The organism is Kribbella sp. NPDC020701 (genome assembly GCF_055562215.1).
Map to the genome: position 1 here is coordinate 151925 of NZ_JBVHFT010000019.1, position 21971 is coordinate 173895.

Genomic DNA, 21971 nt, shown 5'->3' on the forward strand with positions numbered 1-21971 from the left:
GCGCAGCAGGTCGACGTGCCGGCGGCGCGTGAGCGCGGCGCCGGGAGCGTTCGAGGTGACCTGCATGCATCCATGAAAGCGGACAAAGTCGAGTAACATGCTCAGGTTTCGCCATGTGAGACGACAAGTCGCGAAGTGAGACAAACGATCATTTTCGATCATCGTCCGGATCTGGTCAGGAATGTTGAAAGCCCGCCCCCCAGCTGCCTAGGGTCCTCGGGGTGCCGAGACGAGCCTGAGGAGCCTGATGCACGTGCCGGACGGATGGACGCCTGGTGGTCCGTTGACTGCCCGATCCCTCAAGACTGAGTACGCCGTCCGCCCGTTAGGCACTGATGTGACCAGGCCGCGGCTGAGCTGGGTCGCCACGGCTCCGGGGTACGGCGCGACGCAGTCGGCGTACCAGGTCCTCGTGGCTACGTCGCCGGAGCTGCTGACGCCGGAGAGCGCGGATGTGTGGGACTCCGGCAAGGTGGCGTCGGCGCGGACCTTCGGCATCGAGTACGACGGCCCGACGGCACCCCGCACGCGCTACCACTGGACCGTGCGGCTGTGGGACGGCCTTGACCGCATCGGCGAGTGGGCCGAGCCGGAATGGTTCGAGACCGCTCTCCTCGACGAGGGGTTCGGCGACGCCCGCTGGATCGGCGGCGCGGTCGACAGCGCTCCGCTCCTGCGCCGGGCCTTCGCGGTCGACGGGACAGTACGGCGAGCGCGCTTGTACGCGAGCGGCCTCGGGTACGCCGACCTCCGCCTCAACGGCCAGGCGGTGAGTGACGCGGTCCTCGACCCCGGCTTCACCGCCTACGACCACACCGTCCTCTACACCACGCACGACGTCACCGACCTGCTGCGCGCCGGCGACAACGTGGTCGGCGCCGAACTCGGCCGCGGGTTCTTCGGTCTGACGAGCCCGAATGTCTGGCGCTGGCACCAGACCGCCTGGACCGCCGACCCACGCCTGATCGCGCGCCTGGTGATCGAGTACGACGACGGCCGCACCGCCGAGGTGATCACCGACGAGACCTGGCGCATCACCGGCGGCCCGACGCTCTCCGACTCCCTGTACCTCGGCGAGACGTACGACGCCCGCCGCGCCCTCCCCGGCTGGGACACGTCCGCCTTCGACGCCTCGGCATGGTCCGCAGCCACCGTGGTCGACGCACCGAGGGGCAAGCTGGTCGCGCAGGCGCACGAGCCGATCCGGGTGATCGAGACCGTCGACCCGATCGAGCTCACCGAGGCCGGCCCCGGGGTGTGGGTGGCCGACTTCGGCCGGACCGTGGCCGGCTGGACCAGGCTCACCGTGACCGCTGCCGCTGGTACGACGATCAGCCTGACGCACGGCGAGACGGTTGCCGACGGCAACGTGGTCGCGGTCAACGGGCACGTCGAGGGCGACCGGATCCAGCGTGACGAGTACATCGCCGCCGGCCAGGGCGTCGAGACCTGGGAGCCGCGTTTCTCCTACAAGGGTTTCCGCTACGTCCAGATCGAAGGACTCGCGGAGCGTCCGGACGTGGCGATGCGGGTCGTCAACTCCGACGTTCCGACGGTGACCAGGTTCGCCTCGACGCAGCCGTCGTACGAGCAGTTCGACCAGGCGATGCGCCGGACGATCCTGAGCAATCTGCACGGGATCCCGACCGATACGCCGTTGTACGAGAAGAACGGCTGGACCGGTGACGCGCAGGTGGGCGGGCCGACGATGCTGGCCGCGTTCGACCTGGCCCGGTTCTTCACCAAGTGGCTCGGCGACATCCGGGACAGCCAGGTCGCGTCGGGACAGTTGCCGGTGATCGTCCCGTCCAGCGGCTGGGGGTTCACCGATCTCTCCCCCGCGACCGAGTGGCCGACGGTCTATCCGTTCCTGCTGCGCGAAATGCATCGCTCGTACGGCGATGACCGGCTGCTGCGCGAGCACTGGGAACCGCTCACGCGCTACCTGTCGTGGGAGCTCGACCGGGTCGAGGACGGGCTGTCCGTCAGCGTGCTCGGCGACTGGCTCCCACCGGGCTACGGCCGGGGCCCGGCGCCGGAGGACCGGCGGCTCACGGGGACGGCGTACCTGTACCGGGCCTTGCTCGCGGCGGCGGAGATCGGCGACATCATTGGGCAGTCCAACGACTATCGCAAGGCGGCGACCGAGCTCGCCGACGGTCTGAACCGCGCGTTCCTGGATCGCGAGGCCGGCCGGTATCGGTCCGCCGATGACCCGGACTACCGGCAGACGTCCAACGCCCTACCGCTGGCGTTCGGGATGGTGCCCGGCGAACTGGTCGAGCGGGTCGCCGCCAACCTGGCCGCCGACGTCGAGGCGCGAGGCTTCCATCTCAACACCGGGTGCCTGGGCGTCGGCGTACTGCTGCCGGTTCTCACCGCGCACGGATACGGCGAGGTGGCGACGAAGGTCGCGTTGCAGCGGACGTACCCGAGCTGGGGCTACTGGTTCGAGCTCGGCGCGGACACGATGTGGGAGAAGTGGGAGGACGACTCCCGCTCACGGAACCACTACTTCCAGGGCACCGTCGTGCAATGGATCTTCGAGAACGTCGCCGGTCTCCGCAACGTCGACGCCGGCTGGGAGCGGATCGTGGTCCGACCGGACGCGCGGGGCGAGGTGGACTCCGCCGGCATCCGGACCGAGACGATTCGCGGCCGGGTGTCGGTCGTCTGGAAGAGGACGAGCCGGGTGCTGTCGGTGGAGGTCCAGGTCCCGGTCGGTACGACGGCCGAGGTCCACGTACCGTCCGCGGCTGCCTCGGACGTCACCGCCGTACCGGGTCCCTTTGTGAGCGAGCCGGCGTACGAGGACGGCTACACGATCTACACGGTGCCGGCCGGGCAGTGGAGCTTCACGAGTCGCTCGGCGTGACCCGCGTGAAGAGGAGGTCGCGGCACTCGCGGCCCTCGGCCTGGGCGCGGGTCTCGAACTTTGTCACCGGCCGCCATTCCGGTCGCGGGGCCCAGCCGTCGTACTGGTTGCGCAGCAGCGGCTCGGCCTCGCAGATCTCGAGCATCCGGTCCGCGTAGTCCGCCCAATCGGTGGCCAGGTGCAACGTCCCGCCAGGCTGCAGCCGGGACGCCACCAGCGCGACGAACCCGCGCGTGACCAGGCGCCGCTTGTGGTGCCGCTTCTTCGGCCACGGGTCCGGGAAGTAGATGCGTACGCCGGCCAGCGTGCCGGGGGCCACGTGGTCCCGGAGGAAGTCGAGCGCGTCGCCGTGCAGCAGCCGGACGTTGTCGAGGTCGTACTTCTCCACCCACAACATCAACTGGCCGAGCCCGGCCGGATACACCTCCGCGGCCAGGTGATTCAGCTCCGGCGCCGCCACCGCGAGCTGAGCCGTCGCGTCGCCCATCCCCGACCCGATCTCCAGCACGGTCGGCGCGTCCCGCTCGAACCACGCGGCGAGATCGACCCGCCCCGGCGGCAACTCCTCCAGCCGCCGTCCCAGCTCGGACCAGTGCGTCTCCCAGACACGCTTCTGTCCAACCGTCATCCGCACACTCCGCCGGACGTGGCTGAAAACGCCCTCCTGCCTGACCTGATCCACTGCATTCACCAGCAGGAGTCTATTAGTCGTCCCAGAACAGACGGGCGACGGTGTTGGAGGCGTGGCGGGTGAGGCGGAGGTAGTCGTCGGAGAAGCGGCTGGTTTCGCCCGGCGGGTAACCGCAGATCTGGGCGACGGCGGCCAGGTCGCGGGGGTCACGGGGCAGCGAGTCACTGGCCCTGGCCCGGACGAGCATGATCGCGTTGCGGATCCGGGTGGCCATCTCCCAGGCCCGGCGGAGGATGTCCGCCTCGGTCGGGTCGATCAGGTCGGCCTCGACCCCGGCCTGCAGTGCGCCGAGGGTGCGCGTCGTCCGGAGACTCGGAACCCGGTGTGCCTCGCGCAACTGCAGCAGCTGCACGGTCCACTCGATGTCGGCGAGTCCACCGCGGCCGAGCTTCGTGTGCGTGGCCCGGTCGGCGCCGCGCGGCAGCCGTTCCGCGTCGACCCGCGCCTTGATCCGGCGGATCTCCATCACATCGCGCTCGCTGACCCCGTTCGCCGGGTAACGCAACGGGTCGATCAGTTCGCGGAACGACTGACACAGATCCGCGTCACCACAGAGCGGATCGGCCCGCAGCAACGCCTGCGCCTCCCACACCGCCGACCAACGCGCGTAATAGGACGCGTACGACGCCAACGTCCGGACCAACGGTCCCTGGCGGCCCTCGGGACGCAGGTCGGCATCGACCGCGACCGCCGGATCCGCGCCGGGCAATGCCAGCAGCCTCCGGAACTCGGTCGCCGCCTGAGTGGCGAAGTCCGTCGCCGCCTTCTCGTCCGCACCCGGCTTCGGGTCGTGCACGAACATCACGTCCGCGTCGCTGCCGTACCCGAGCTCGTGCCCGCCGAACCGGCCCATCGCGACGATCGCCATCCTGGTCGGCTCCGGCTGTCCCTTGGCAATCGTCCGGCGCGCAACCTCCAACGCTGTCGTGAGCGTTCCGGCCGTGATCACAGTCAGCGCCAGCCCGACCGCCTCGACATCGAGCAACCCGGACAGATCCGCGGCGGCCACGCGGAACAGCTCACGTCGCCGGACCGCCCGGATCGCGGCCACCGCGGCCTCGGGCTCGTCCTGCCGGCCGGCGGCCGCGGACATCTCCGTCAGCAAGGCCTCCGGCGTCCGTGGCACGAGCTCGCGTTCGTCGGCGAGCATCGCGGTCGCCTCGGGCGCGCGCTGCAACAGGTCGACGGCGTACCGGCCGCTCGCGAGCAGGTGGGCGAGCCGCTCCGCCGACGCGCCCTCGTCACGCAGCTGACGCAGGTACCACGGCGTCGACCCGAGGGAGTCGGAGATGGTCCGGAAGGCGAGCAGTCCGGCATCCGGATCCGGCGACTCCGCGAACCAGCCGAGCATCGCGGGCAGCAGCGCCTTCTGGATCGACGATCGCCTCGACACGCCCTCGGACAGTGCCTCGATGTGCCGCAGTGCGGAAGCGGGATCGGCGTACCCGAGCGCGGTCAGCCGCTGCTTCGCGGCTTCGGGTGTCAGCCGCACCTCCTGGCCGGGGATCCGCGCGACAGCCGCAAGGAGCGGTCGGTAGAACAGTTTCTCGTGCAGCCGTCGCACCTCGAGCGCGTGCTTCTTCCAGGCCGCGGTCAGCTCGGTGATCGGGTTCTTCGTGAACCCGAGCGAGCGGCCGAGCCGGCGCAGGTCCGCTTCGTCGTCGGGGACCTGATGCGTACGCCGCAACCTGTACAGCTGGATGCGGTGCTCCATCGACCGCAGGAACCGATAGGCGTCCGCGAGTACGGCGCCATCCGTGCGGCCGACGTACCCGTTCGTGGTGAGTGACTCCAGCGCGACGAGCGTCGTACCGCTGCGGACCGCTTCGTCGCTGCGGCCGTGGACGAGTTGCAGGAGTTGTACGGCGAACTCCACGTCGCGCAGACCGCCCGGACCGAGTTTGAGCTGGCGATCGACGTCGGCCGCCGGGATGTGGTCGATGACGCGCCGCCGCATCGCCTGGACGTCGCCGACGAACCCTTCGCGGTCGGCCGCCGACCACACCAGCTCCGCGGTCTTCTCGGCGTACTGCTGACCGAGCTTCGCGTCGCCCGCGACCGGACGGGCCTTGAGCAGGGCCTGGAACTCCCAGGTCTTGGCCCAGCGCTGGTAGTAGGCGAGATGACTGTCGAGAGTTCGAACCAACGGGCCGGACTTGCCTTCCGGGCGCAGCGCGGCGTCGACCGGCCAGAGCGTGCCTTCACCGGTGTGGTCCGAGCAGATCCGCATCGCTGCGGCGGCTAGCTGGCTCGCAGTCTTGAGCGCGGGCAGTTCCGGCTCACCATCGAGCGGCTCGGCGACGAAGAGTACGTCGACGTCGCTGACGTAGTTCAGCTCGCGGCCGCCACACTTGCCCATGGCAATGATCGCCAGACGGCAGTCGGCGGCGCCCGGATGAGCCGCGAAGTAGTTGTTGCGGGCGATGTGCAGGGCGGTCTCGAGCGCTCCCCCGGCCAGGTCGGCCAGGACCGCGGCCACTTCGTCGACCAGCAGCCCTTCGGCCAGGTCGCGCGCGGCCAGCCGGAGCAGGAGCCGCCGGTACTCGACCCGGAGCGCGTCGACCGGGTTCTCGGCGTCGACGGCCTTGGCGAGCTTGGCAGCGACGTCCTCGACCGACGGACGGGCACCCGCCAGCGCAGGGTCCGCCAGGTCGTACCAGTGCCGCGGATGTACGCCGAGATGCCGGCCGAGCGCCTCACTCGCGCCGAGCACGAACACCAGCCGGCGCCGGAAGCCGTCGTCCACCTCGAGCGTGCGCGCGAAAGCGGCGAGGTCGTACTGATGCCGATGCAGCGCCTCGGCCATCCCGCACAGCCCGTGCAGCGCGAGATCCGGATCCGCCGACTCCGACAAACTGGTGATCAACTGCTCGGTCACCATCGGGCTGCGGGCATCGAGCGCGTCCAGCTGCTCCAGCATCACCCCGGCCCGCCGCGGATCCGCGAAACCGAGCCGAACCAGCCGACCTTCCCACGAACCCCGCCGAGCCTCAGCCACCTCTGCAGGCTACCCAAACGCCCCCGCACCGATGCGCCCGGGCTCAACCTCTGCCGAACCCCTCATACTCAGTGTTATGAGATCGCGAAGAGATCGCGGGATGATTGCGGTCAATACACGGTGTCGTGTAGCGGATTCGCGCAGTAATCGGCATGATGGCTTCTCATGGTCATGATGACGGGGTCGCTCGCGGTGCGGGGCACGGTGGTCTGGTTGACGCCCCAGCAGGGTGGGCGAGTGTCCGGGCCGCCTGAGCCGGACTACGACTACGACTACACAGCTACCGCTTTCCTGCCGCCGCGGACGGCTGAGGACGGTCAGGCCGGGATCGCGCTGCGCCGGTTCGCGCCGGGCGCCTGGCGGACGCCGGCCGAGGGGATCCTCGTGCCAGGCAAGGGAAACCGGGCCCAGCAGGTGATCCCCGGCTGCATGGTGGTGATCACCGAAGGGGTCCGCCCGGTCGGCCTGCTCACGGTCGAGGAAGTGCACGCCCTCGCCGCCGACGGCACCCCGGTCATCGCACCCAGGGAAGAGCCGCCGCTGCCGGTTGTCACACCTCCTGCCCCGGGCGAGGCGCCGTACCGGCACTCCACCGCGGCGTCCCGCTGGACCTCACAGCACGCCTCGGACGACGCACCTCCGGAGCCGGCCAAAGTCTGAACACACTCTGTCGCAGTGCTCCTACTGAGTACGGTCATCGGTGCCGTGAGCAACGGGCTGCCGGTGCTCGACCGGATCGCGGCCTCGCCCCGGCAGCCCGTCAGGGTGCTCGCGGTCCTGATCGGTTGATCAGAAGGCGAACTGGTTCAGTACGGCGAACTTGTCCGCCGCGCCCTCGTTGGAGACCGCGACGACGCGCCGGGTGATGGTGTGTGCGCCACCGGCCGGCAGATCCAGCTTGAACTTGCTCATCGTCCAGATCGCCTGCGAATACCCGGTGAACGCTCCGCTGTCGGCGCCGTACACCAGCCCGTAGGTCTGGTTGTCCGCGCCGGTCCCGGACTGCCCGATCCAGCGCTTCGCATCCGGCGTCTGGGCGAACGGACCACCGGTGGTGACCGGCGCGTTACCCGACACCGCCGAGCGTGACCCGGCACCGTCGTGGTCGAGCGCGTCGCCGGCCCACACCGTCAGCGGCGCACCCGTCGCGTTGGTGAAGGTCGTCGCCGCCGTGACGAACTGCTCGTCGGCGGTCGCGGTGTACGTCGTGACCACCTTGAGGTTCGGGTTCTCCGCCGAGGTCCCGGTGGCCTGGACGACCGCCTTCTCGCCGGTGTTCTCGACGATCCGTACATCGGTCGACCGCACCTGCAACTGCTGCCAGGCGCTGCCGCCGGTCGGCTCGGTGGTGCTCACGTACGGCAGGTTGATCCAGTCCAGCTGGTCCGGCTGTCCGGTGATCGCCATGTCGACGACCTTGCCGGGCGTGGACGGCGCCATCTGCGAGTCCTGGAAGACCTTCGCGATCGCCATCGCGAGGTGCTTGTTCTCGATCACGATGTCACCGACGCCGCCCTCGACCAGACCGCTGGGCAGCCGCTTGCCGATACTCGCGTCGACGTTGACCGGCGTCACCTCGAGATCGGCCTGGTACGTGCCGCTGTCACCGGCCTCGATCTCCTTGGCCGCGGTCGCGAAGCCGAGCTGCGCGACCTGGACGGTGTACTTGCCCGCGCCCTGCGACAAACCGACCTGGTAGTTGCCCGCAGCATCGGTCGTCGTGCGGCCGACCGCCGTACCGTCCTGCACGACCAGCACTGTGCTGTTCGCCGCGGGTGCACCGGTGGTCTTGTTCTTCACCGTTCCGGCCACCAGCGGCCACGGCTTGGCGGTCGTTCCGCCCGGCGTGAAGGCGTACAGGTTGCCGTCGAACGCGCCCGCGACCACGGTGTTGCCGCTGACCGCCGGCCCGGCCGACACCCAGGTGCCGATGTCCTGCGACCACAACGGCTGACCGGTCCGTGCGTCGAGCGCGTAGAACCCGCCACTGTTGGCGCCGACGAACAGCGTGTTCCCGGACAGCGCCGGCGAGGTGAACGAACCACCCCGGTACTGCGAACCCGGCAGCAACTGGTCCCAGATCACTGCACCCGTGGTTGCGTTCAGCGCGGTGACCGCGCCACTCGGGAAGGACATGTAGACCGTGTTGCCGTTGATCGCTGCAGCGGCCGGCGTCGCGCCACTGCTCACCAGCGACGGGTGCGAGCTGGTGTAGGTCCACAAGGTCGCACCGGTCGCACCGTCACGGGCGACGATGCCGTTGTTCGAGCCGATGAACACCTTGCCGTCGGCCGCGGACGGGATGCCGTCCTGCCAGCCGCCGAGGGACTCGGTGCCCTGCCACAGCCTCGCGCCGGTCTTCAGGTCGTACGCGATCACCCGGTCGGCGGTTTCGTTGCCGACGTACACCCGTCCGTCGGAGACCGCCGGTGTGCCGTCGCTCATCGTGGCACCGGTCATCGGTGCGGCCCAGGCCCGCTCGCCCGTCTTGGCGTCGAGCGCCAGCAGCAAACCAGCCGCCGCCTCACCGAACCGCGTCTGGTACGGGAACAACACCTTGCCGTCGGCAACCGTCACGCCGTAGTACCCGTAGGTGCGCTGGTTGTTGCCTTCCGGCGCGGCCTCGGGGTCGTGGCGCCACTTCAGCTGGCCGGTCTTCGCGTCGACCGCGAACAGGGTTCCGCGCAGGGTCGGGACGTAGACGAGACCGTCCGACACCGCCACGCTCCCGTGCACCGACGACGGCACGGTGTAGCTCCACAGCTTCTTGCCGGTGGCCAGCGAGACCGCGTGGACCGCGCTGTTGCCATCACCGTTCTCGTCCCGCGTCCCGGCGTACACGACGCCGTTCACGATGGCCGGCGAACCGGTGAGGAAGGTGCCCTTGGTGCGGTACGACCAGGCCAGCCGCTGACCGGCCGCGATCGCGTCGGTGGCGACACCGCTGTGCGATTCGTTGCCGTGGTGCTGCGACCAGTTCGCTCCGGCGATCGGCTGGATCGCCTTCTCGCCGGTCAGCGTGAAGTCCGACGTCCGGGTCCAGGTCGCGCCGGTCTTGTCCGCGGCCTCGACGACGATGCGGTGCTGGCCGGCCTTCGTGCCGTGCGGCAGGTCGGCGTACCAGGTGAACTCGCCGGTGGACTGAAGTGACCGCCATGAGCCGTTGTCCAGCCGGTAGCGAACCCGGACCGGGTTGTCGGTGGTGTCGTAGGCGTTCACCTGGATCCCGGGGAACCGGTCCAGCGGGACCGCGGTGCCCGGTGCCGGCGAGACGACGGTCAGATCCTTCTCCGCGCCGTAGATCCGGAACGGGTTGTCGAAGGCCTTGCTGTCCATGTGCACGAAGCGGAACCCGCGGGGCGAGTTGTCGATCGTGTACGAGCTGGACACCGTCTGGATGTGCTTCGCGGTGCCGGCGAAGTCGCTCTTCGGCTCCACGTCGTTGGAGTGCTCGTGGCCGACCAGGATCAGCTCGGCGCCGTACTGCTCGAGCACCTTGCCGTACTCGTCGTACACCGAGGGCGAGCCGAACGGCACGTTCATCGGCTGGTGGGTCAGCACGACCAGGTGCTTGCCAGGCTTCATGTTCCGGGCGAGGTCGGCCTTGACCCATTCCAGCTGCTCGGCGAACGGTGCGGCGCCGTTGTTCTCCAGGACCAGGAAGTGCCGGTCGCTGTAGTCGAACGAGTACCACTCCGGGCCGACGTGCTTGCGGTAGTTGTTGATGCGAGCGGCGTACGTCGCTCCCGCGGCGTACTCGTGGTTGCCGACGGCCGGCCAGACCGGGACCTTCGAGTTCGCGGTCCCGCGCTGGTAGGTGTCGAACTCCGCATCGGTGGCGTTGTTCGTCAGGTCACCGCTGACCTGGATGAAGGCGAGCTTCTGCTGGGTCGAGTTGATCTCGGTGATCTGCTCGGGCAGCTGCGCGTTGACGTGCGGGTCGGCGACGTTGGCGAAGGTGAACCCACCGCTCGCGGACGCCTTGTCCTTGCGGAGGCCGAAGTTGACCTCCTGGCCGGCGCCGTCGGCCAGCTGACCGAGGTTCCGGAAGAACTTCGGCGTCATGTTGTCGTCGGTGCCGACCGAGTAGCCGGCCGGCTGGGTGACGAACACCAGGTCGACGTCCCGGCGCTCGACGGCCGTCGAGAACGTGTAGTGACCGTTGGCGTCGGTGACGACACTCTGCTGACCGTCCGACACGCTGACGCCGGCGATCCCGACCTCACCGTTGTCGATCCGGTTGTCGGCATCGCGATCCTCGAAGACCGTGCCGGTGATGGTGGCGCTGGGCCCGTCAACGGCGTCCGCGACCACGCCGGTAAGGGGCACCGCGACAACCAGGACGGCCAGGCCGCCGGTCACGCCGTACAAGAGTTTGTGCCACCTCGTCGTGGCGAGTGGATGATCGTTCGACCTGTGGAACAGGCGGATCATGACAGGAAGAACCTTTCTGCGAACCAGTAGAGGCCGAAGGCGGCGACGACCCCGGTCGCCGAGCGAACCACCGGAACCGCGACGCGGGTCCGGCGAATCATCAGGACCAGTGGGAACACGGCGAGCAGCAGCAACGCCTGGCCCACCTCGATGCCGACGTTGAAGCTCAGCAGCGAGACGAGCAGTTCCGGGCTGACCTGGGCGGTGATCCGCAGCGACCCGGCGAAGCCGAGCCCGTGCAGAAGACCGAAACCGAAGACCACCGGGAGCCGGTGGCGGGTGGAGCCGAGCAGGTTCTCCACCGCGACGAAGGCGATCGAGAGCGCGATCAGCGGTTCGACGATCACCGCCGGTACGGCGAGCCCGCCGAGCAGCGTGGAGACCAGCGTGACGCTGTGCGCCACGGTGAACATCGAGATCACCTGGACCAGGCCGCGCAGGCTGCCGGCGCCGAGGATCAGCGCGACCACGAAGAGCACGTGATCGAGCCCGAGCAGGATGTGCTCGACGCCCATCTTCCCGAACTGCAGGCCGGAGCCGGCCATCGTGTTGTCGCCGGCGGTGAAGTCGTGATGCGAGCGATCGAAGACGGTCCGGCCGGAAGCGTCGCCGAAGGTGTACTCGACCAGGTTGGTGTGATCGTCGGCGACTGCCTCGGCGGTGTCGAAGACGTCGTACTTCAGGCTGAACGCGCCGGCCGATCCCGGGCAGTCGAACACCAGCCCGAGCTCGGCGTACGCCTTGGTGGCTCGTTCACCGACCGCGGTCGTCTCGAGCGCCGACTCACACGCGGCGCCGTCCACGGACACGACCACGCGGTCGTGCAGGTACTCCGCGATCCGGTCCTTGGCGTTGTCCAGCGCCTGCGCCCGCTGACCGTCGTCAGTCGCCGGCGCACCGAGATCCACGGCCCGCGCGAGTACGTCGTACTCCAAGCTGAGCAACCAGGTCACCCGACTGCCGTCCTGGTGCACATCGGAGTAGCCGGTAGACGCGATCACATGAGCCGAAGCCGACGAGGCCCCACCCAGAAACAGCAGAACCAGTAACCCCGCAACCACCAGCAGCCGCCGCATGGCCCTGATCCCACGCGACCCCGGCAACCACTAGATGACACCGCAGGAAACTATTCACCGCCACAACACGGCAAATCGCACTTTCTGACCGGTGCCCTCTGGCAACCCGCGGGCGGAGCACCCGTGGGAAGGAGACTCCTACAGGACGGGCAGGAGTTTGTTCAGTTCGAAGGGGGTTACTTGGCGGCGGTAGTCCTGCCATTCGGCGCGCTTGTTGCGGAGGAAGAAGTCGAAGACGTGTTCGCCGAGGGTTTCGGCGACCAGTTCGCTGTCTTCCATCGCGCTGATCGCCTCGGCGAGGCTGCTCGGCAGCGGCTTGATGCCGAGGGCCTTGCGCTCGCGGGCGGTGAGCGACCAGACATCGTCCTCCGCCTCGCGCGGCAGCTCGTAGCCCTCCTCGATCCCCTTCAGGCCGGCCGCCAGCATCAGCGCGAACGCGAGGTACGGGTTCGCCGCGGAGTCGAGCGAGCGGAACTCGACCCGGCTCGACTGGCCCTTGTGCGGCTTGTACATCGGCACCCGGACCAGCGCGGACCGGTTGTTGTGCCCCCAGGAGATGAACGACGGCGCCTCGTCACCGACTGCGAGCCGCTTGTACGAGTTCACCCACTGGTTCGTCACTGCGGTGATCTCGGCCGCGTGGTACAGCAGGCCGGCGATGAACGCCCGCCCGGTCTTGGACAGCTGGTACTGCGCGCCGCCCTCGAAGAACGCGTTCCGGTCACCCTCGAACAACGACATGTGCGTGTGCATCCCGGACCCGGGCTGGTCCGACAGCGGCTTCGGCATGAAGGACGCGTAGATGCCCTGCGACAACGCGACCTCCTTCACGACCACCCGGAACGTCATGATGTTGTCCGCGGTCGACAGCGCGTCGGCGTACCGCAGGTCGATCTCCTGCTGGCCCGGCCCGCCCTCGTGGTGGCTGAACTCGACCGAGATGCCCATCGACTCCAGCATCGTGATCGCCTCGCGGCGGAAGTCGTTGCCGATCCCCTGCGGCGTGTGGTCGAAGTACCCGGAGGAGTCGACCGGCTCCGGCGTCGTACCGGCGGCGCCGACCAGCGACTTGAACAGGTAGAACTCGATCTCGGGGTGGGTGTAGAAGGTGAAGCCCAGGTCGGCCGCCTTCGACAGGGTCCGCTTCAGCACGTGCCGCGGGTCGGCGAACGACGCGGACCCGTCCGGCATGTTGATGTCGCAGAACATCCGCGCGGTGCCCATCGTCTCGCCCCGCCAGGGCAGGATCTGGAACGTCGACGGGTCCGGCTTGGCCAGCATGTCCGCCTCGGTCACCCGGGCGAACCCCTCGATCGCGGAGCCGTCGAACCCGATCCCCTCGGCGAACGCGCCCTCCAGCTCGGCCGGCGCCACCGCCACCGACTTGAGGAACCCGAGCACGTCGGTGAACCAGAGCCGCACGAAGCGCACGTCGCGCTCCTCCAGCGCGCGCAGCACGAACTCCTGCTGCTTGTCCATCAGTCCACCTCTCGCCTACCTATGGGGAGCCCTCACACAGTGTGCCCTGGCTCTGTTAAGCAGACGTTACGTGCTCGGGCGGACATGAGCTTGCACAGGGCCTAACGTGTTCCCTTGTGCAGACGATCTTCGGCGCCGGTTACCAGGTGGCGCTGATCGTGGCCGCGCTGCTGTGTGTGAGCGATCTGCTGCTCAGCACCACCCGGTTCGTCCAGTCGATCCGGCGCAAGCGGCCCGCCGAGCGGGACGTGCTCGGCCGCCGCTGGCTGCCGATCCCGGAGCTCGGGTTCGGCATGTTCGCCTTCTGCTGCCCCGGGCTGGTCACGCTCGGGCTGACCCACCACGACGCCGACAACCTGCCGACCAAGCAGATCCTGCTCGCCGCCCTGGTCTTCGGGTACGCCGGTGCCGTGCTCTCCCGGGTCGTCCGGACACCAGGCCCCGGCGGCCGGCGGTTCCGGCTACGCGCCGGCCTGCTCCTTGGCCTGCCGGCTCTCTTCGGCCTGGTCTTCGGGCTGTCCGCCTTCTGATCCCCGCCGCCGCTGGAACCACGGCACCACCCGCTCGAGCGGCGCGAACGCGAGCCAGCAGACCACGGTCGGCAGGAAGTGGATCAGCAGGATCGCCGTGTTCGCCGCGTGGAACCCGAGGAAGAACAGCGCCCCGAGCAACTGCCACCGACCCTTGAGCCAGAGGATCACCGGCGAGAAGAACTCCGCGATGATGCCGACCCACTGCATCACGTGCAGCATCCACGGGTGGTGCAGCAACCACTCCCCGACCGGGTGCGGCCGCCGTACGATCGCCCAGGTCAGGATCGCGCTGTTCGGCCAGGCGAGCGTCCACCCGGCACCACGGAGCTTGGCGATCGCGGACAGGAAGTAGGTCGCGATCACCGAGATCTGGATGCACCGGATCGCCCAGCCGGCGGCCTCGGACGTCGTCTGGTCCGCGTACGGCGAAACCTCCCGGCGCCACGTCCAGCCGCGACCCCGCGGCGCCACCGTCGGCAGCACCCAGAGCGCCACGACGAGGGCGAGGTGGTCGTGATCGACCTTGCCGTCGCTCATCCCGATCAGCACCCACCAGGTGAACGCCGGAGCGACCACCCAGCCCGCGATCCGCGGCAACCGGTTGGCCGCGCCGATCAGGCAGAACACGATCAGGACGACGTACAAGGTGGTCGTGTTCGCCACCGACGGCTTGGGCAGGTCGAGCATCCGGGCCACCAGTAGCGGCTGGTACAGGCCGGGGTGCTCGCCCTTGTCGCGGGTGTCGCGGACGAACGCGTGCATGTCGAGGATGACGAACAGGTAGAGCACCGTCCGCAGCCACGCGATCCGGGCGACGGCGATCCTCGGGGTGAACCAGTCGGCGACCCGGCCGGCTGTGGATCGGCGAGCGACGGCCTGGTCGGCGGGCTGGGCGTCTGATTGGGCGGCGCTCACCTGCGCACCTCCCAGGTCGCGAGGACCTCGGACGTCGGCGGGCCCTCGACCCGGCCCTTGACCAGCTGGGTGGTGTCCCGGATCAGTTCGAGCTTCACGTACTTCGGCCGGTCCGGATGCTTCCGCGCCCACCCATCGGCCACCGACTGCAGCAACGACGGGTCCTTGACGATCTCGCCGGTCCGGGCCTCGATCTCGGCCCGGGCAACGCCGGCGCCTTCGATGTTCAGCGGTACGTCGACCGTCGTACCGGCGTCTGTCTGCGCACTGATCCGGGTGAACGTGATCGAGGCGTCGTCGGCGATCGAACCGGCGTACTGCGACATCGGCCCGAACGGCCAGGCGTCGTCGGAGGCCCGCACCGATCCGTTGATCAGCAGGCCGATCCCGACGACCGCTACACCGACCCGGACACACTTGCCGATTCGGCCCAGCCGGACGTCCCCCGTCCGCACACCATCTGTCACGCCCGTCATTAGACCATCCTCGGTTTCGGCGGGTTATCGGTAGGGAATTTTCCAAGGTATGACCGCCCCAGAAAATATCCAACGTACCCAGACTCCGGCGCTGCCGTCCCGGCGTACCCTGCTGCGCGGCGCGGCCGCCGGCGGCGTCCTGCTCGGTGGCGTCGCCCTCCCCACCACAGCAGCCCACGCGGCTCCCGCACCGCGCTGCTACACGCGCACCGAATGGTCGGCGCGCCCGCCCAAGTCCGCCACCCAGGTGATCGGCGCACCCGACCACATCGTCATCCACCACACCGCGAGCCCGAACGTGACCGATTACTCGCTCGCGGCGGCGTACGCGGTCCAGCACTGGATCCAGGACCTGCACATGGACACCAACGGCTGGATCGACATGGGCAACCAGCTCACGATCAGCCGCGGCGGGTTCCTGATGGAGGGCCGGAGCAGCGATCGTCGGGCACCGGGACTACAACTCGACGCAGTGCCCGGGTGACGTGTTCTACGCGCGGCTGCCGGAACTGCGCGACCGCGTGGCCGCGGTGATGCCGGGCTGATAGGTGATCCGGCGGATCAGCAGCTCGAACGGTCCGCGGTAGCCGGCGCGCCGCATCCGGTCGGCCATCACCACGGTCGCCAGCCAGGTCGCGACGGCGAGCAGTGCCGTCGTGGTCGTGGTGAGCGTGCGCGACAGGTCGAGCAGGTACGGCGTGAAGACGACGGCCCACACCACGGACTGGGAGAGGTAACAGGTCAGCGAACGCTGGCCGACGGCGGCGATCGCCCGGGTGATCGGGCCTTGGCGATCGTTCAGCCGGTGTGCGATCAGGACGATCAAGGCGGCGTACCCGAAACCGCCGAAGACACCAGCGGCGTCGTGCAGCGGACCGAGGATGCGGAGCGCGCGGTCGCTCGGCTGGTCGATCATGCCGCCGACGACGAGTGAGACAGGGAGCGCGCCGACCACGGCGATGGTCAGGCCGACGATCGCCGTCGTGGTGAGCAAGGTGCGGTGCTCGGCCGGGCGCTCGAGGATGCGCCGCCGGCCGGCCCAGAGTCCGATCAGGAACGGCGTGATGAACCCGATCCACCCGAGTCCGGCGATGTACGGCTGCACGACGATGCGATCGCCGAACTGACCGAGGAAGTCCGTGGGCAGCATCGACGGATCCGCCGCGTCGGACGCGGTCGCCAGTGAGTCATCGCTCGGCAAAGCCGTGAGTACGAGCACCAGTGCGGCGACGATGAACAGCCAGCGGTCCTTCCAGCGCAGCGCCCACACGCCGAGGAAGAGGAGTACGCCGTACGCCGCGAGGATGTCGCCGATGTAGAGCAGCATCGCGTGCAGGAAGCCGAGGACCACGAGCACGAGACTCCGCCGCCACAACAGCTTCCGGATCGGCCGCCACTCCTTCCCGTCCTCCCGCTGCCGCCGGACGATCTGCGCCACGCCGTACCCGAACAACACCCCGAACATCGGAAACGCCCGCCCGTCGACGAACGTCGAGATCACCATCCCCACCGGCCCCGCATCGACCGGGAATCCTCCGAACACCCGGTCCCCGTAGATGAAGTAATGCGAGTTGGCCAAGGCAATGAATAACAACATGAACCCCCGAGCCAAGTCCGGCCCCAGCGCCCGCTCACTCAACCCAGTAGGTCCACTCATACCGCCAGTCAATCCGCTGCCCTCGGTACCCACATCCAACGAAAGTCCCCGCCCTCAGAACCTTCGTCGCTAGATTCGAAGGCATGAGAAACGTCATCGCCTTCACCGGACTGCCGGGTACCGGGAAGTCGACCCTCGCCGAGCAACTGGCGACGGAGCTCAGCGTCCCCGCGTTCGCCGGCGACTGGTTGTTCGGAGCACTCAAACCCCACGGGGTTCTGAGCGGATTGAGCCGGCCGACCTTCGTGGCGATGTACAACGACCTGCTCGAGACGCTGATGAAGCGTCAGCTGATGCTCGGCCAGTCGGCGATCCTGGACTGTCTCGTCAACGACGAGGTCGCCGACCGGTGGCAGAAGACCGCGGCGGAGTACGACGGTCGCCTCGATGTGATCGTCTGCGTTTGTACTGACGAGGGCGAGCATCGGCGGCGGCTCGAAGGACGTACCCGGGGCATCCCCGGGTGGCATGAGGTGGGGTGGGATCACGTCGAGCGGATGCGGGCCGAGTTCCCGCCGCTGAGTCGTGAACACCTCACGGTGGACGCGATGGATCCGGTCGAGGCGAACCTGCATTTGATCAAGAAGTACATCGGGCGTGGGTTCGAGCCAACGAACCAGTAATGTGCTCCCGTGCCTCAGCTTCGGGTAGCCCTCGCTCAGCTCAATGTGACCGTGGGTGACATTGACGGGAACGCGGACAAGATCGTCGCGTGGACCCGCAACGCGGTCGAGCGGGGCGCGCACGTGGTGGCGTTTCCGGAGCTCGCGCTGACCGGCTATCCGGTGGAGGACCTGGCGCTGCGGGCGTCCTTCGTGGACGCCTCCCAGGTGAAGATCAAGACCCTGGCGAAGCGACTGGCCGACGAGGGCCTCGGCGACATCGTGGTGGTCTGCGGCTACCTCGACCGCGCCAGTGGTACGGCGATGGGCATCGACCGGCTCGGCCGCCCCAAGGGCTCCCCGACCAACTCCGCCGCCGTGATCCATCAGGGCCAGGTGGTCACCAGCGCGGTCAAGCACCACCTGCCGAACTACGGCGTCTTCGACGAGTTCCGGCACTTCGTCCCCGGCAACACCCTGCAGGTGATCCGGATCCACGGCATCGACATCGCCCTGGTCATCTGCGAGGACCTCTGGCAGGACGGCGGCCCGGTCGCCGTGACCAAGGCCGCCGGTGCCGGTCTCCTGCTCGTCGTCAACAGCTCGCCGTACGAGGCCAACAAGGACGACGTCCGCGGTGACCTGGTCCGCCGCCGCGCCCGCGAGGCCGGCTGCTCGCTCGCCTACGTGAACCTGATCGGCGGCCAGGACGAGCTCGTCTTCGACGGCGACTCGCTGATCGCCGACGCCGACGGCAAGGTGTTCGCCCGCGCCCCGCAGTTCGAGCAGGGCAGCATGGTCGTCGATCTCGACCTCCCCGCCGCGACCGGTACGCCGGAAGGCACCCACGAGGGCATCGAGATCGTCCACACCGTGCTCCACGAGGACGCGCTGGCGCCGTACGAGGCGATGGACTCCGCGATCGCGCCGCGGCTGGCCGACGAGGCCGAGATGTACGGCGCGATCGTCACCGGCCTGCGCGACTACGTCCAGAAGAACGGCTTCAAGTCCGTCCTGCTCGGCCTCTCCGGCGGCATCGACTCGTCGCTGGTCGCCGCGATCGCCTGCGACGCGATCGGCCCCGAGAACGTGTTCGGCATCTCGAACCCGAGCGTCTACTCCAGCGACCACTCCAAGGACGATGCCGCCGAGCTGGCCGCGCGGACCGGGCTCAACTACCGGGTGGTGCCGATCCAGCCGATGGTGCAGCCGTTCCTGGACACGCTCGGCCTGACCGGCCTGGCCGAGGAGAACCTGCAGGCCCGGGTCCGCGCGGTGATCTGGATGGGCCTGTCGAACGCCGACGGCCACCTGGTGCTTGCCTGCGGCAATAAATCCGAGCTGTCCGTCGGGTACTCCACCATCTACGGCGACGCGGTCGGCGGCTACGCACCGTTGAAGGACGTCCCGAAGACGCTGGTCTGGCGGCTGGCCAAGTGGCGGAACGCGGACGCGAAGGAACGCGGCCAGCAGCCGCCGATCCCGGAGAACGCGATCGCCAAGCCGCCGTCGGCCGAGTTGCGCCCCGGACAGCGGGACACCGACTCGCTGCCGCCGTACGATCTGCTCGACGACATGCTGGACGACTACGTCGAGCAGGACCGCGGCAGTGCGGAACTGGTCGCCGCCGGGTTCGACACCGAGCTGGTCACCAAGGTGATCCAGCTGGTCGACCGTGCGGAGTACAAGCGCCGGCAGTATCCTCCGGGTCCGAAGATCACCCACAAGGCCTTCGGCCGGGACCGGCGACTGCCGATCACCAGCGCATGGCGTGAGGACGCACGAAAGGCAGCCGAGCACTGAGCGACTCCTGGCGGTACCGCCCTTCCACCGACATTCCGTGGGGTTCCACCGAGGAACCCTCCGGCCGCTCAGGCCTGCCCGCCGACGATGTGAGCGATCGCTCACCCACAGGCGGTGGCGCTCACCCTCCGCAACGGTGGGACGATGAAGGCATGGTTGACAACTTCCTGTCGGCCGGTACCCCAGGTGACGACGAGGAGCTGCCGTCGCCGTACGGGACCGGACCGAAGAACCGGACAACCGAAGAGCAGCGTCGTGGGGACTATGGCGACGACAACTGGCGGGAGCGGGCCAACGGGCTCGGACTCGACCCGTCGCCGTCCCTGCCGAACGCACCGCGGTCGTACGAGCGTGGCCCGGTGCCACAGCAGCCGTACGTGCCCAAGTCGCCGTACCTGCCGACCGCACCGCCACCGCCGGCGCAGCAACCCCAGCAGCAGCGGCACGGCGACCAGCCGCGGCCGTACGGCGATCAGCCACAGCGGCCGGAGTACTACGCCGACCGCGAGCAGGCGCGTGGTGAGCGCGATCCCCGCGCAGAACGCGAGCAGCAGGCTCGTGCTGAGCGCGAGCAGCAGGCTCGTGCTGAGCGCGAGCAGCAGGCTCGTGCTGAGCGCGAGCAGCAGGCTCGTGGTGAGCGTGAGCAGTTGGCTCGTGGTGAGCGTGAGCTCCGTGGTGAGCGTGAGCAGCAGGCTCGTGGCGAGGAGTACGGACAGGCGTCGTACCCGGAGCAGAACCCTTTCCGGCCGCAGCAGCCTCCCGCGCAGCAGACGCCTCCGCCGTCGCAAGGCCGGCCGAGTCCGTTCGGTCCGGGGAGCAACGGCACACCGCCGAACCGTCAACCGCAGCAGCCGCCGGCCGGACCGCCGCAGCAGGCCCAGCGCCCGCCCGCACCGCCGCAGTCGAGCAATGGCGTGACACAGCGACCAGGCGCACCGCACAGCTCGAACGGGAGCACCAACTGGAGCAGTCCGGCTCCGACCCCTTCGCCTACACCGCCACTGACTCCGGCTCAGAGCAACGGTCACAGCAGCAACGGTGTGACCCCGCCGCACCAGCCGCCGACGCCGCAGCAGCAGACGCCGCCTGCGCCGGCCCAGAACCAGGCGCCGCCGCAACAGCAACAGCCGCCGCGTCCGCCCGCGCCCGCGACTCCCCCGGCCAACTACCCGGTGGACACTCCGACGATCACGGCGTACATGCCGGAGGCAATCGAGTCCTACCCGCAGGAGCCGGCCCAGAAGCAGGACAACGGTTACCTGTCGGATCCGAGCGCGGAGTACGAGAGCAACGCGCCGGTGAGCGAGCCCAAGCCCGTCGGTGGGCGGCGGCGTGCGGACGTCCAGCAGGACGCTCCGAGCCAGGTCGGCAACGACCAGTCCGCGTCCCACCGTGCGGCCCGTAGGGCTCAGGCCATGGCGAGCGCCGCGGCGTCGTCGGCGATCGGCGGTCCGGCCGCACCGGTGGAGAACAAGCCGTCCGGCGGCAGCGGCCCGGGTGACGGCAGCAAGAAGCCGCGCCGGTACCGCGTGCACCACCTCCGCGACATGAAGAACCGTGGCGAGAAGTGGGCGATGCTGACGGCGTACGACCAGTACACCGCCGAGATCTTCGACCAGTCCGGCATTCCGGTGCTGCTCGTCGGTGACTCCGCCGCGAACAACGTCTTCGGCTACGAGACCACGCTGCGCGTCACCGTCGACGAACTCATCCCGCTGGCGCGGGCCGTTGCGGGTGCCGTCGAGCGTGCACTCGTCGTGGCGGACCTGCCGTTCGGTTCGTACCAGGCCTCACCCGAGCAGGCCTTCCACACCGCCGTACGGTTCATGAAAGAAGCCGGCGTACATGCGGTGAAGCTCGAAGGCGGCCGCAACATGGTCCCGATGGTCGAGAAGCTGACGCAGTCCGGCATCCCCGTGATGGCGCACATCGGCTTCACGCCGCAGAGCGAACACAGCATCGGCGGCTACCGCGTCCAGGGTCGTGGCGACCAAGCCGCTGGCCTGATCGACGACGCCGTGGCGCTCGCCGAGGCAGGTGCGTTCTCGGTGGTCCTCGAAATGGTTCCAGGCGACGTCGCTGCTGAAATCACCAAGCGAGTCTCGATCCCCACCATCGGCATCGGCGCCGGCCGCGACACCGACGCCCAGGTCCTCGTCTGGCAAGACATGGCCGGCCTCCGCTCAGGCACCATGCCCCGCTTCGTCAAGCAGTACGCCGACCTCCGAGGCATCCTCACCGCCGCCGCCACCACCTACGCCGCAGACGTAGCCTCCGGCACCTTCCCCACCGACGAACACACCTTCTGACACCCCCACCACCCGACCTAACCGCATGCGAGGGGATATCCGGCTCTCCTGCTTGATGTGTGGGTGATCTGTCCGCGCCTGGCGCGGACTGGCCGCCGTCGGTCCGCGGGGACGCCACCAGCA

Annotated in this window: 15 protein-coding genes; 7 read left to right on the plus strand and 8 right to left on the minus strand. The window is 68.9% G+C overall.

Annotated features, from left to right (window positions below):
• The first annotated feature begins 247 nt into the window (after positions 1-247).
• Positions 248-2875 carry a family 78 glycoside hydrolase catalytic domain gene (locus ACZ3HV_RS36470; RefSeq protein ID WP_465691291.1) on the plus strand — a complete coding sequence of 876 codons (2628 nt, stop codon included), beginning with the start codon at positions 248-250 and terminating at the stop codon, positions 2873-2875.
• On the opposite strand, the gene trmB is transcribed toward ACZ3HV_RS36470, so the two are convergent.
• Together trmB and ACZ3HV_RS36480 are read right to left on the minus strand one after the other, a co-directional pair.
• A complete protein-coding gene (gene trmB, locus ACZ3HV_RS36475; RefSeq protein ID WP_465691293.1) occupies positions 2856-3503 on the minus strand; it encodes a tRNA (guanosine(46)-N7)-methyltransferase TrmB in 648 nt (215 codons plus the stop codon). The two genes, ACZ3HV_RS36470 and trmB, sit on opposite strands and share 20 nt — an antisense overlap.
• 76 nt (positions 3504-3579) lie before the next feature.
• Positions 3580-6564 carry a bifunctional [glutamine synthetase] adenylyltransferase/[glutamine synthetase]-adenylyl-L-tyrosine phosphorylase gene (locus tag ACZ3HV_RS36480; protein ID WP_465691295.1) on the minus strand — a complete coding sequence of 995 codons (2985 nt, stop codon included), beginning with the start codon at positions 6562-6564 and terminating at the stop codon, positions 3580-3582.
• Positions 6565-6729: 165 nt separating this feature from the next.
• On the opposite strand from ACZ3HV_RS36480, the gene ACZ3HV_RS36485 reads away from it, so the two are divergent.
• Positions 6730-7224 carry a hypothetical protein gene (locus tag ACZ3HV_RS36485; RefSeq protein ID WP_465691297.1) on the plus strand — a complete coding sequence of 165 codons (495 nt, stop codon included), beginning with the start codon at positions 6730-6732 and terminating at the stop codon, positions 7222-7224.
• A gap of 129 nt (positions 7225-7353) precedes the next feature.
• Here the strand turns inward: ACZ3HV_RS36485 and ACZ3HV_RS36490 are convergent, their stop codons facing one another.
• The 3 genes from ACZ3HV_RS36490 to glnA all read right to left on the minus strand — a co-directional run bounded on the left by ACZ3HV_RS36490 (position 7354) and on the right by glnA (position 13553).
• On the minus strand, positions 7354-10998 hold the full coding sequence (locus ACZ3HV_RS36490) for an outer membrane protein assembly factor BamB family protein (RefSeq protein ID WP_465691299.1): 3645 nt from the start codon (positions 10996-10998) through the stop codon (positions 7354-7356).
• A complete protein-coding gene (locus ACZ3HV_RS36495; protein ID WP_465691301.1) occupies positions 10995-12074 on the minus strand; it encodes a HupE/UreJ family protein in 1080 nt (359 codons plus the stop codon). Before ACZ3HV_RS36495 ends, ACZ3HV_RS36490 begins: the two co-directional genes overlap by 4 nt.
• Positions 12075-12212: 138 nt before the next feature.
• The gene (glnA, locus tag ACZ3HV_RS36500) at positions 12213-13553 is read right to left on the minus strand and encodes a type I glutamate--ammonia ligase (RefSeq protein ID WP_360375585.1); all 1341 of its coding nucleotides are present in this window, start codon (positions 13551-13553) and stop codon (positions 12213-12215) included.
• Positions 13554-13669: 116 nt separating this feature from the next.
• Between glnA and ACZ3HV_RS36505 the strand changes: the two genes are divergently transcribed.
• Positions 13670-14083 carry a hypothetical protein gene (locus ACZ3HV_RS36505; RefSeq protein ID WP_465691303.1) on the plus strand — a complete coding sequence of 138 codons (414 nt, stop codon included), beginning with the start codon at positions 13670-13672 and terminating at the stop codon, positions 14081-14083.
• Here ACZ3HV_RS36505 and ACZ3HV_RS36510 read toward each other — a convergent pair.
• Both ACZ3HV_RS36510 and ACZ3HV_RS36515 read right to left on the minus strand, forming a co-directional pair.
• Positions 14015-15001: a hypothetical protein gene (locus tag ACZ3HV_RS36510; RefSeq protein WP_465691305.1), complete on the minus strand. Its 987-nt coding sequence runs from the start codon at positions 14999-15001 to the stop codon at positions 14015-14017. The two genes, ACZ3HV_RS36505 and ACZ3HV_RS36510, sit on opposite strands and share 69 nt — an antisense overlap.
• Complete coding sequence (locus ACZ3HV_RS36515) at positions 14998-15468, minus strand: hypothetical protein (RefSeq protein ID WP_465691307.1); 471 nt, start codon at positions 15466-15468, stop codon at positions 14998-15000. The genes ACZ3HV_RS36510 and ACZ3HV_RS36515 overlap by 4 nt, the downstream gene beginning before the upstream one ends.
• A gap of 58 nt (positions 15469-15526) precedes the next feature.
• Here ACZ3HV_RS36515 and ACZ3HV_RS36520 point away from each other — a divergent pair, with 58 nt between their 5' ends.
• Positions 15527-15961 carry a peptidoglycan recognition protein family protein gene (locus ACZ3HV_RS36520; protein ID WP_465691309.1) on the plus strand — a complete coding sequence of 145 codons (435 nt, stop codon included), beginning with the start codon at positions 15527-15529 and terminating at the stop codon, positions 15959-15961.
• A 6-nt stretch (positions 15962-15967) separates the two neighbouring features.
• On the opposite strand, the gene ACZ3HV_RS36525 is transcribed toward ACZ3HV_RS36520, so the two are convergent.
• Positions 15968-17134, minus strand: coding sequence for a DUF418 domain-containing protein (locus ACZ3HV_RS36525; protein ID WP_465691311.1), 1167 nt, complete (start codon positions 17132-17134; stop codon positions 15968-15970).
• A gap of 83 nt (positions 17135-17217) precedes the next feature.
• On the opposite strand from ACZ3HV_RS36525, the gene ACZ3HV_RS36530 reads away from it, so the two are divergent.
• From ACZ3HV_RS36530 to panB, 3 genes are all read left to right on the plus strand, one after another.
• Positions 17218-17757 carry a P-loop nucleotide/nucleoside kinase family protein gene (locus tag ACZ3HV_RS36530; RefSeq protein ID WP_465691313.1) on the plus strand — a complete coding sequence of 180 codons (540 nt, stop codon included), beginning with the start codon at positions 17218-17220 and terminating at the stop codon, positions 17755-17757.
• A gap of 9 nt (positions 17758-17766) precedes the next feature.
• Positions 17767-19539, plus strand: coding sequence for an NAD+ synthase (locus tag ACZ3HV_RS36535; protein ID WP_465691315.1), 1773 nt, complete (start codon positions 17767-17769; stop codon positions 19537-19539).
• Between the two features lie 152 nt (positions 19540-19691).
• A complete protein-coding gene (gene panB, locus ACZ3HV_RS36540; RefSeq protein ID WP_465691317.1) occupies positions 19692-21848 on the plus strand; it encodes a 3-methyl-2-oxobutanoate hydroxymethyltransferase in 2157 nt (718 codons plus the stop codon).
• Positions 21849-21971 lie beyond the last annotated feature (123 nt).

Coding starts and splice junctions, on each gene's coding strand:
- ACZ3HV_RS36485 (WP_465691297.1), top strand. CDS start 6,730: ATGGTCATGATGACGGGGTCGCTCGCGGTGCGGGGCACGGTGGTCTGG.
- ACZ3HV_RS36530 (WP_465691313.1), top strand. CDS start 17,218: ATGAGAAACGTCATCGCCTTCACCGGACTGCCGGGTACCGGGAAGTCG.
- trmB (WP_465691293.1), bottom strand. CDS start 3,503: ATGACGGTTGGACAGAAGCGTGTCTGGGAGACGCACTGGTCCGAGCTG.
- panB (WP_465691317.1), top strand. CDS start 19,692: ATGGTTGACAACTTCCTGTCGGCCGGTACCCCAGGTGACGACGAGGAG.
- ACZ3HV_RS36520 (WP_465691309.1), top strand. CDS start 15,527: ATGACCGCCCCAGAAAATATCCAACGTACCCAGACTCCGGCGCTGCCG.
- glnA (WP_360375585.1), bottom strand. CDS start 13,553: ATGGACAAGCAGCAGGAGTTCGTGCTGCGCGCGCTGGAGGAGCGCGAC.
- ACZ3HV_RS36490 (WP_465691299.1), bottom strand. CDS start 10,998: ATGATCCGCCTGTTCCACAGGTCGAACGATCATCCACTCGCCACGACG.
- ACZ3HV_RS36470 (WP_465691291.1), top strand. CDS start 248: ATGCACGTGCCGGACGGATGGACGCCTGGTGGTCCGTTGACTGCCCGA.
- ACZ3HV_RS36525 (WP_465691311.1), bottom strand. CDS start 17,134: ATGAGTGGACCTACTGGGTTGAGTGAGCGGGCGCTGGGGCCGGACTTG.
- ACZ3HV_RS36495 (WP_465691301.1), bottom strand. CDS start 12,074: ATGCGGCGGCTGCTGGTGGTTGCGGGGTTACTGGTTCTGCTGTTTCTG.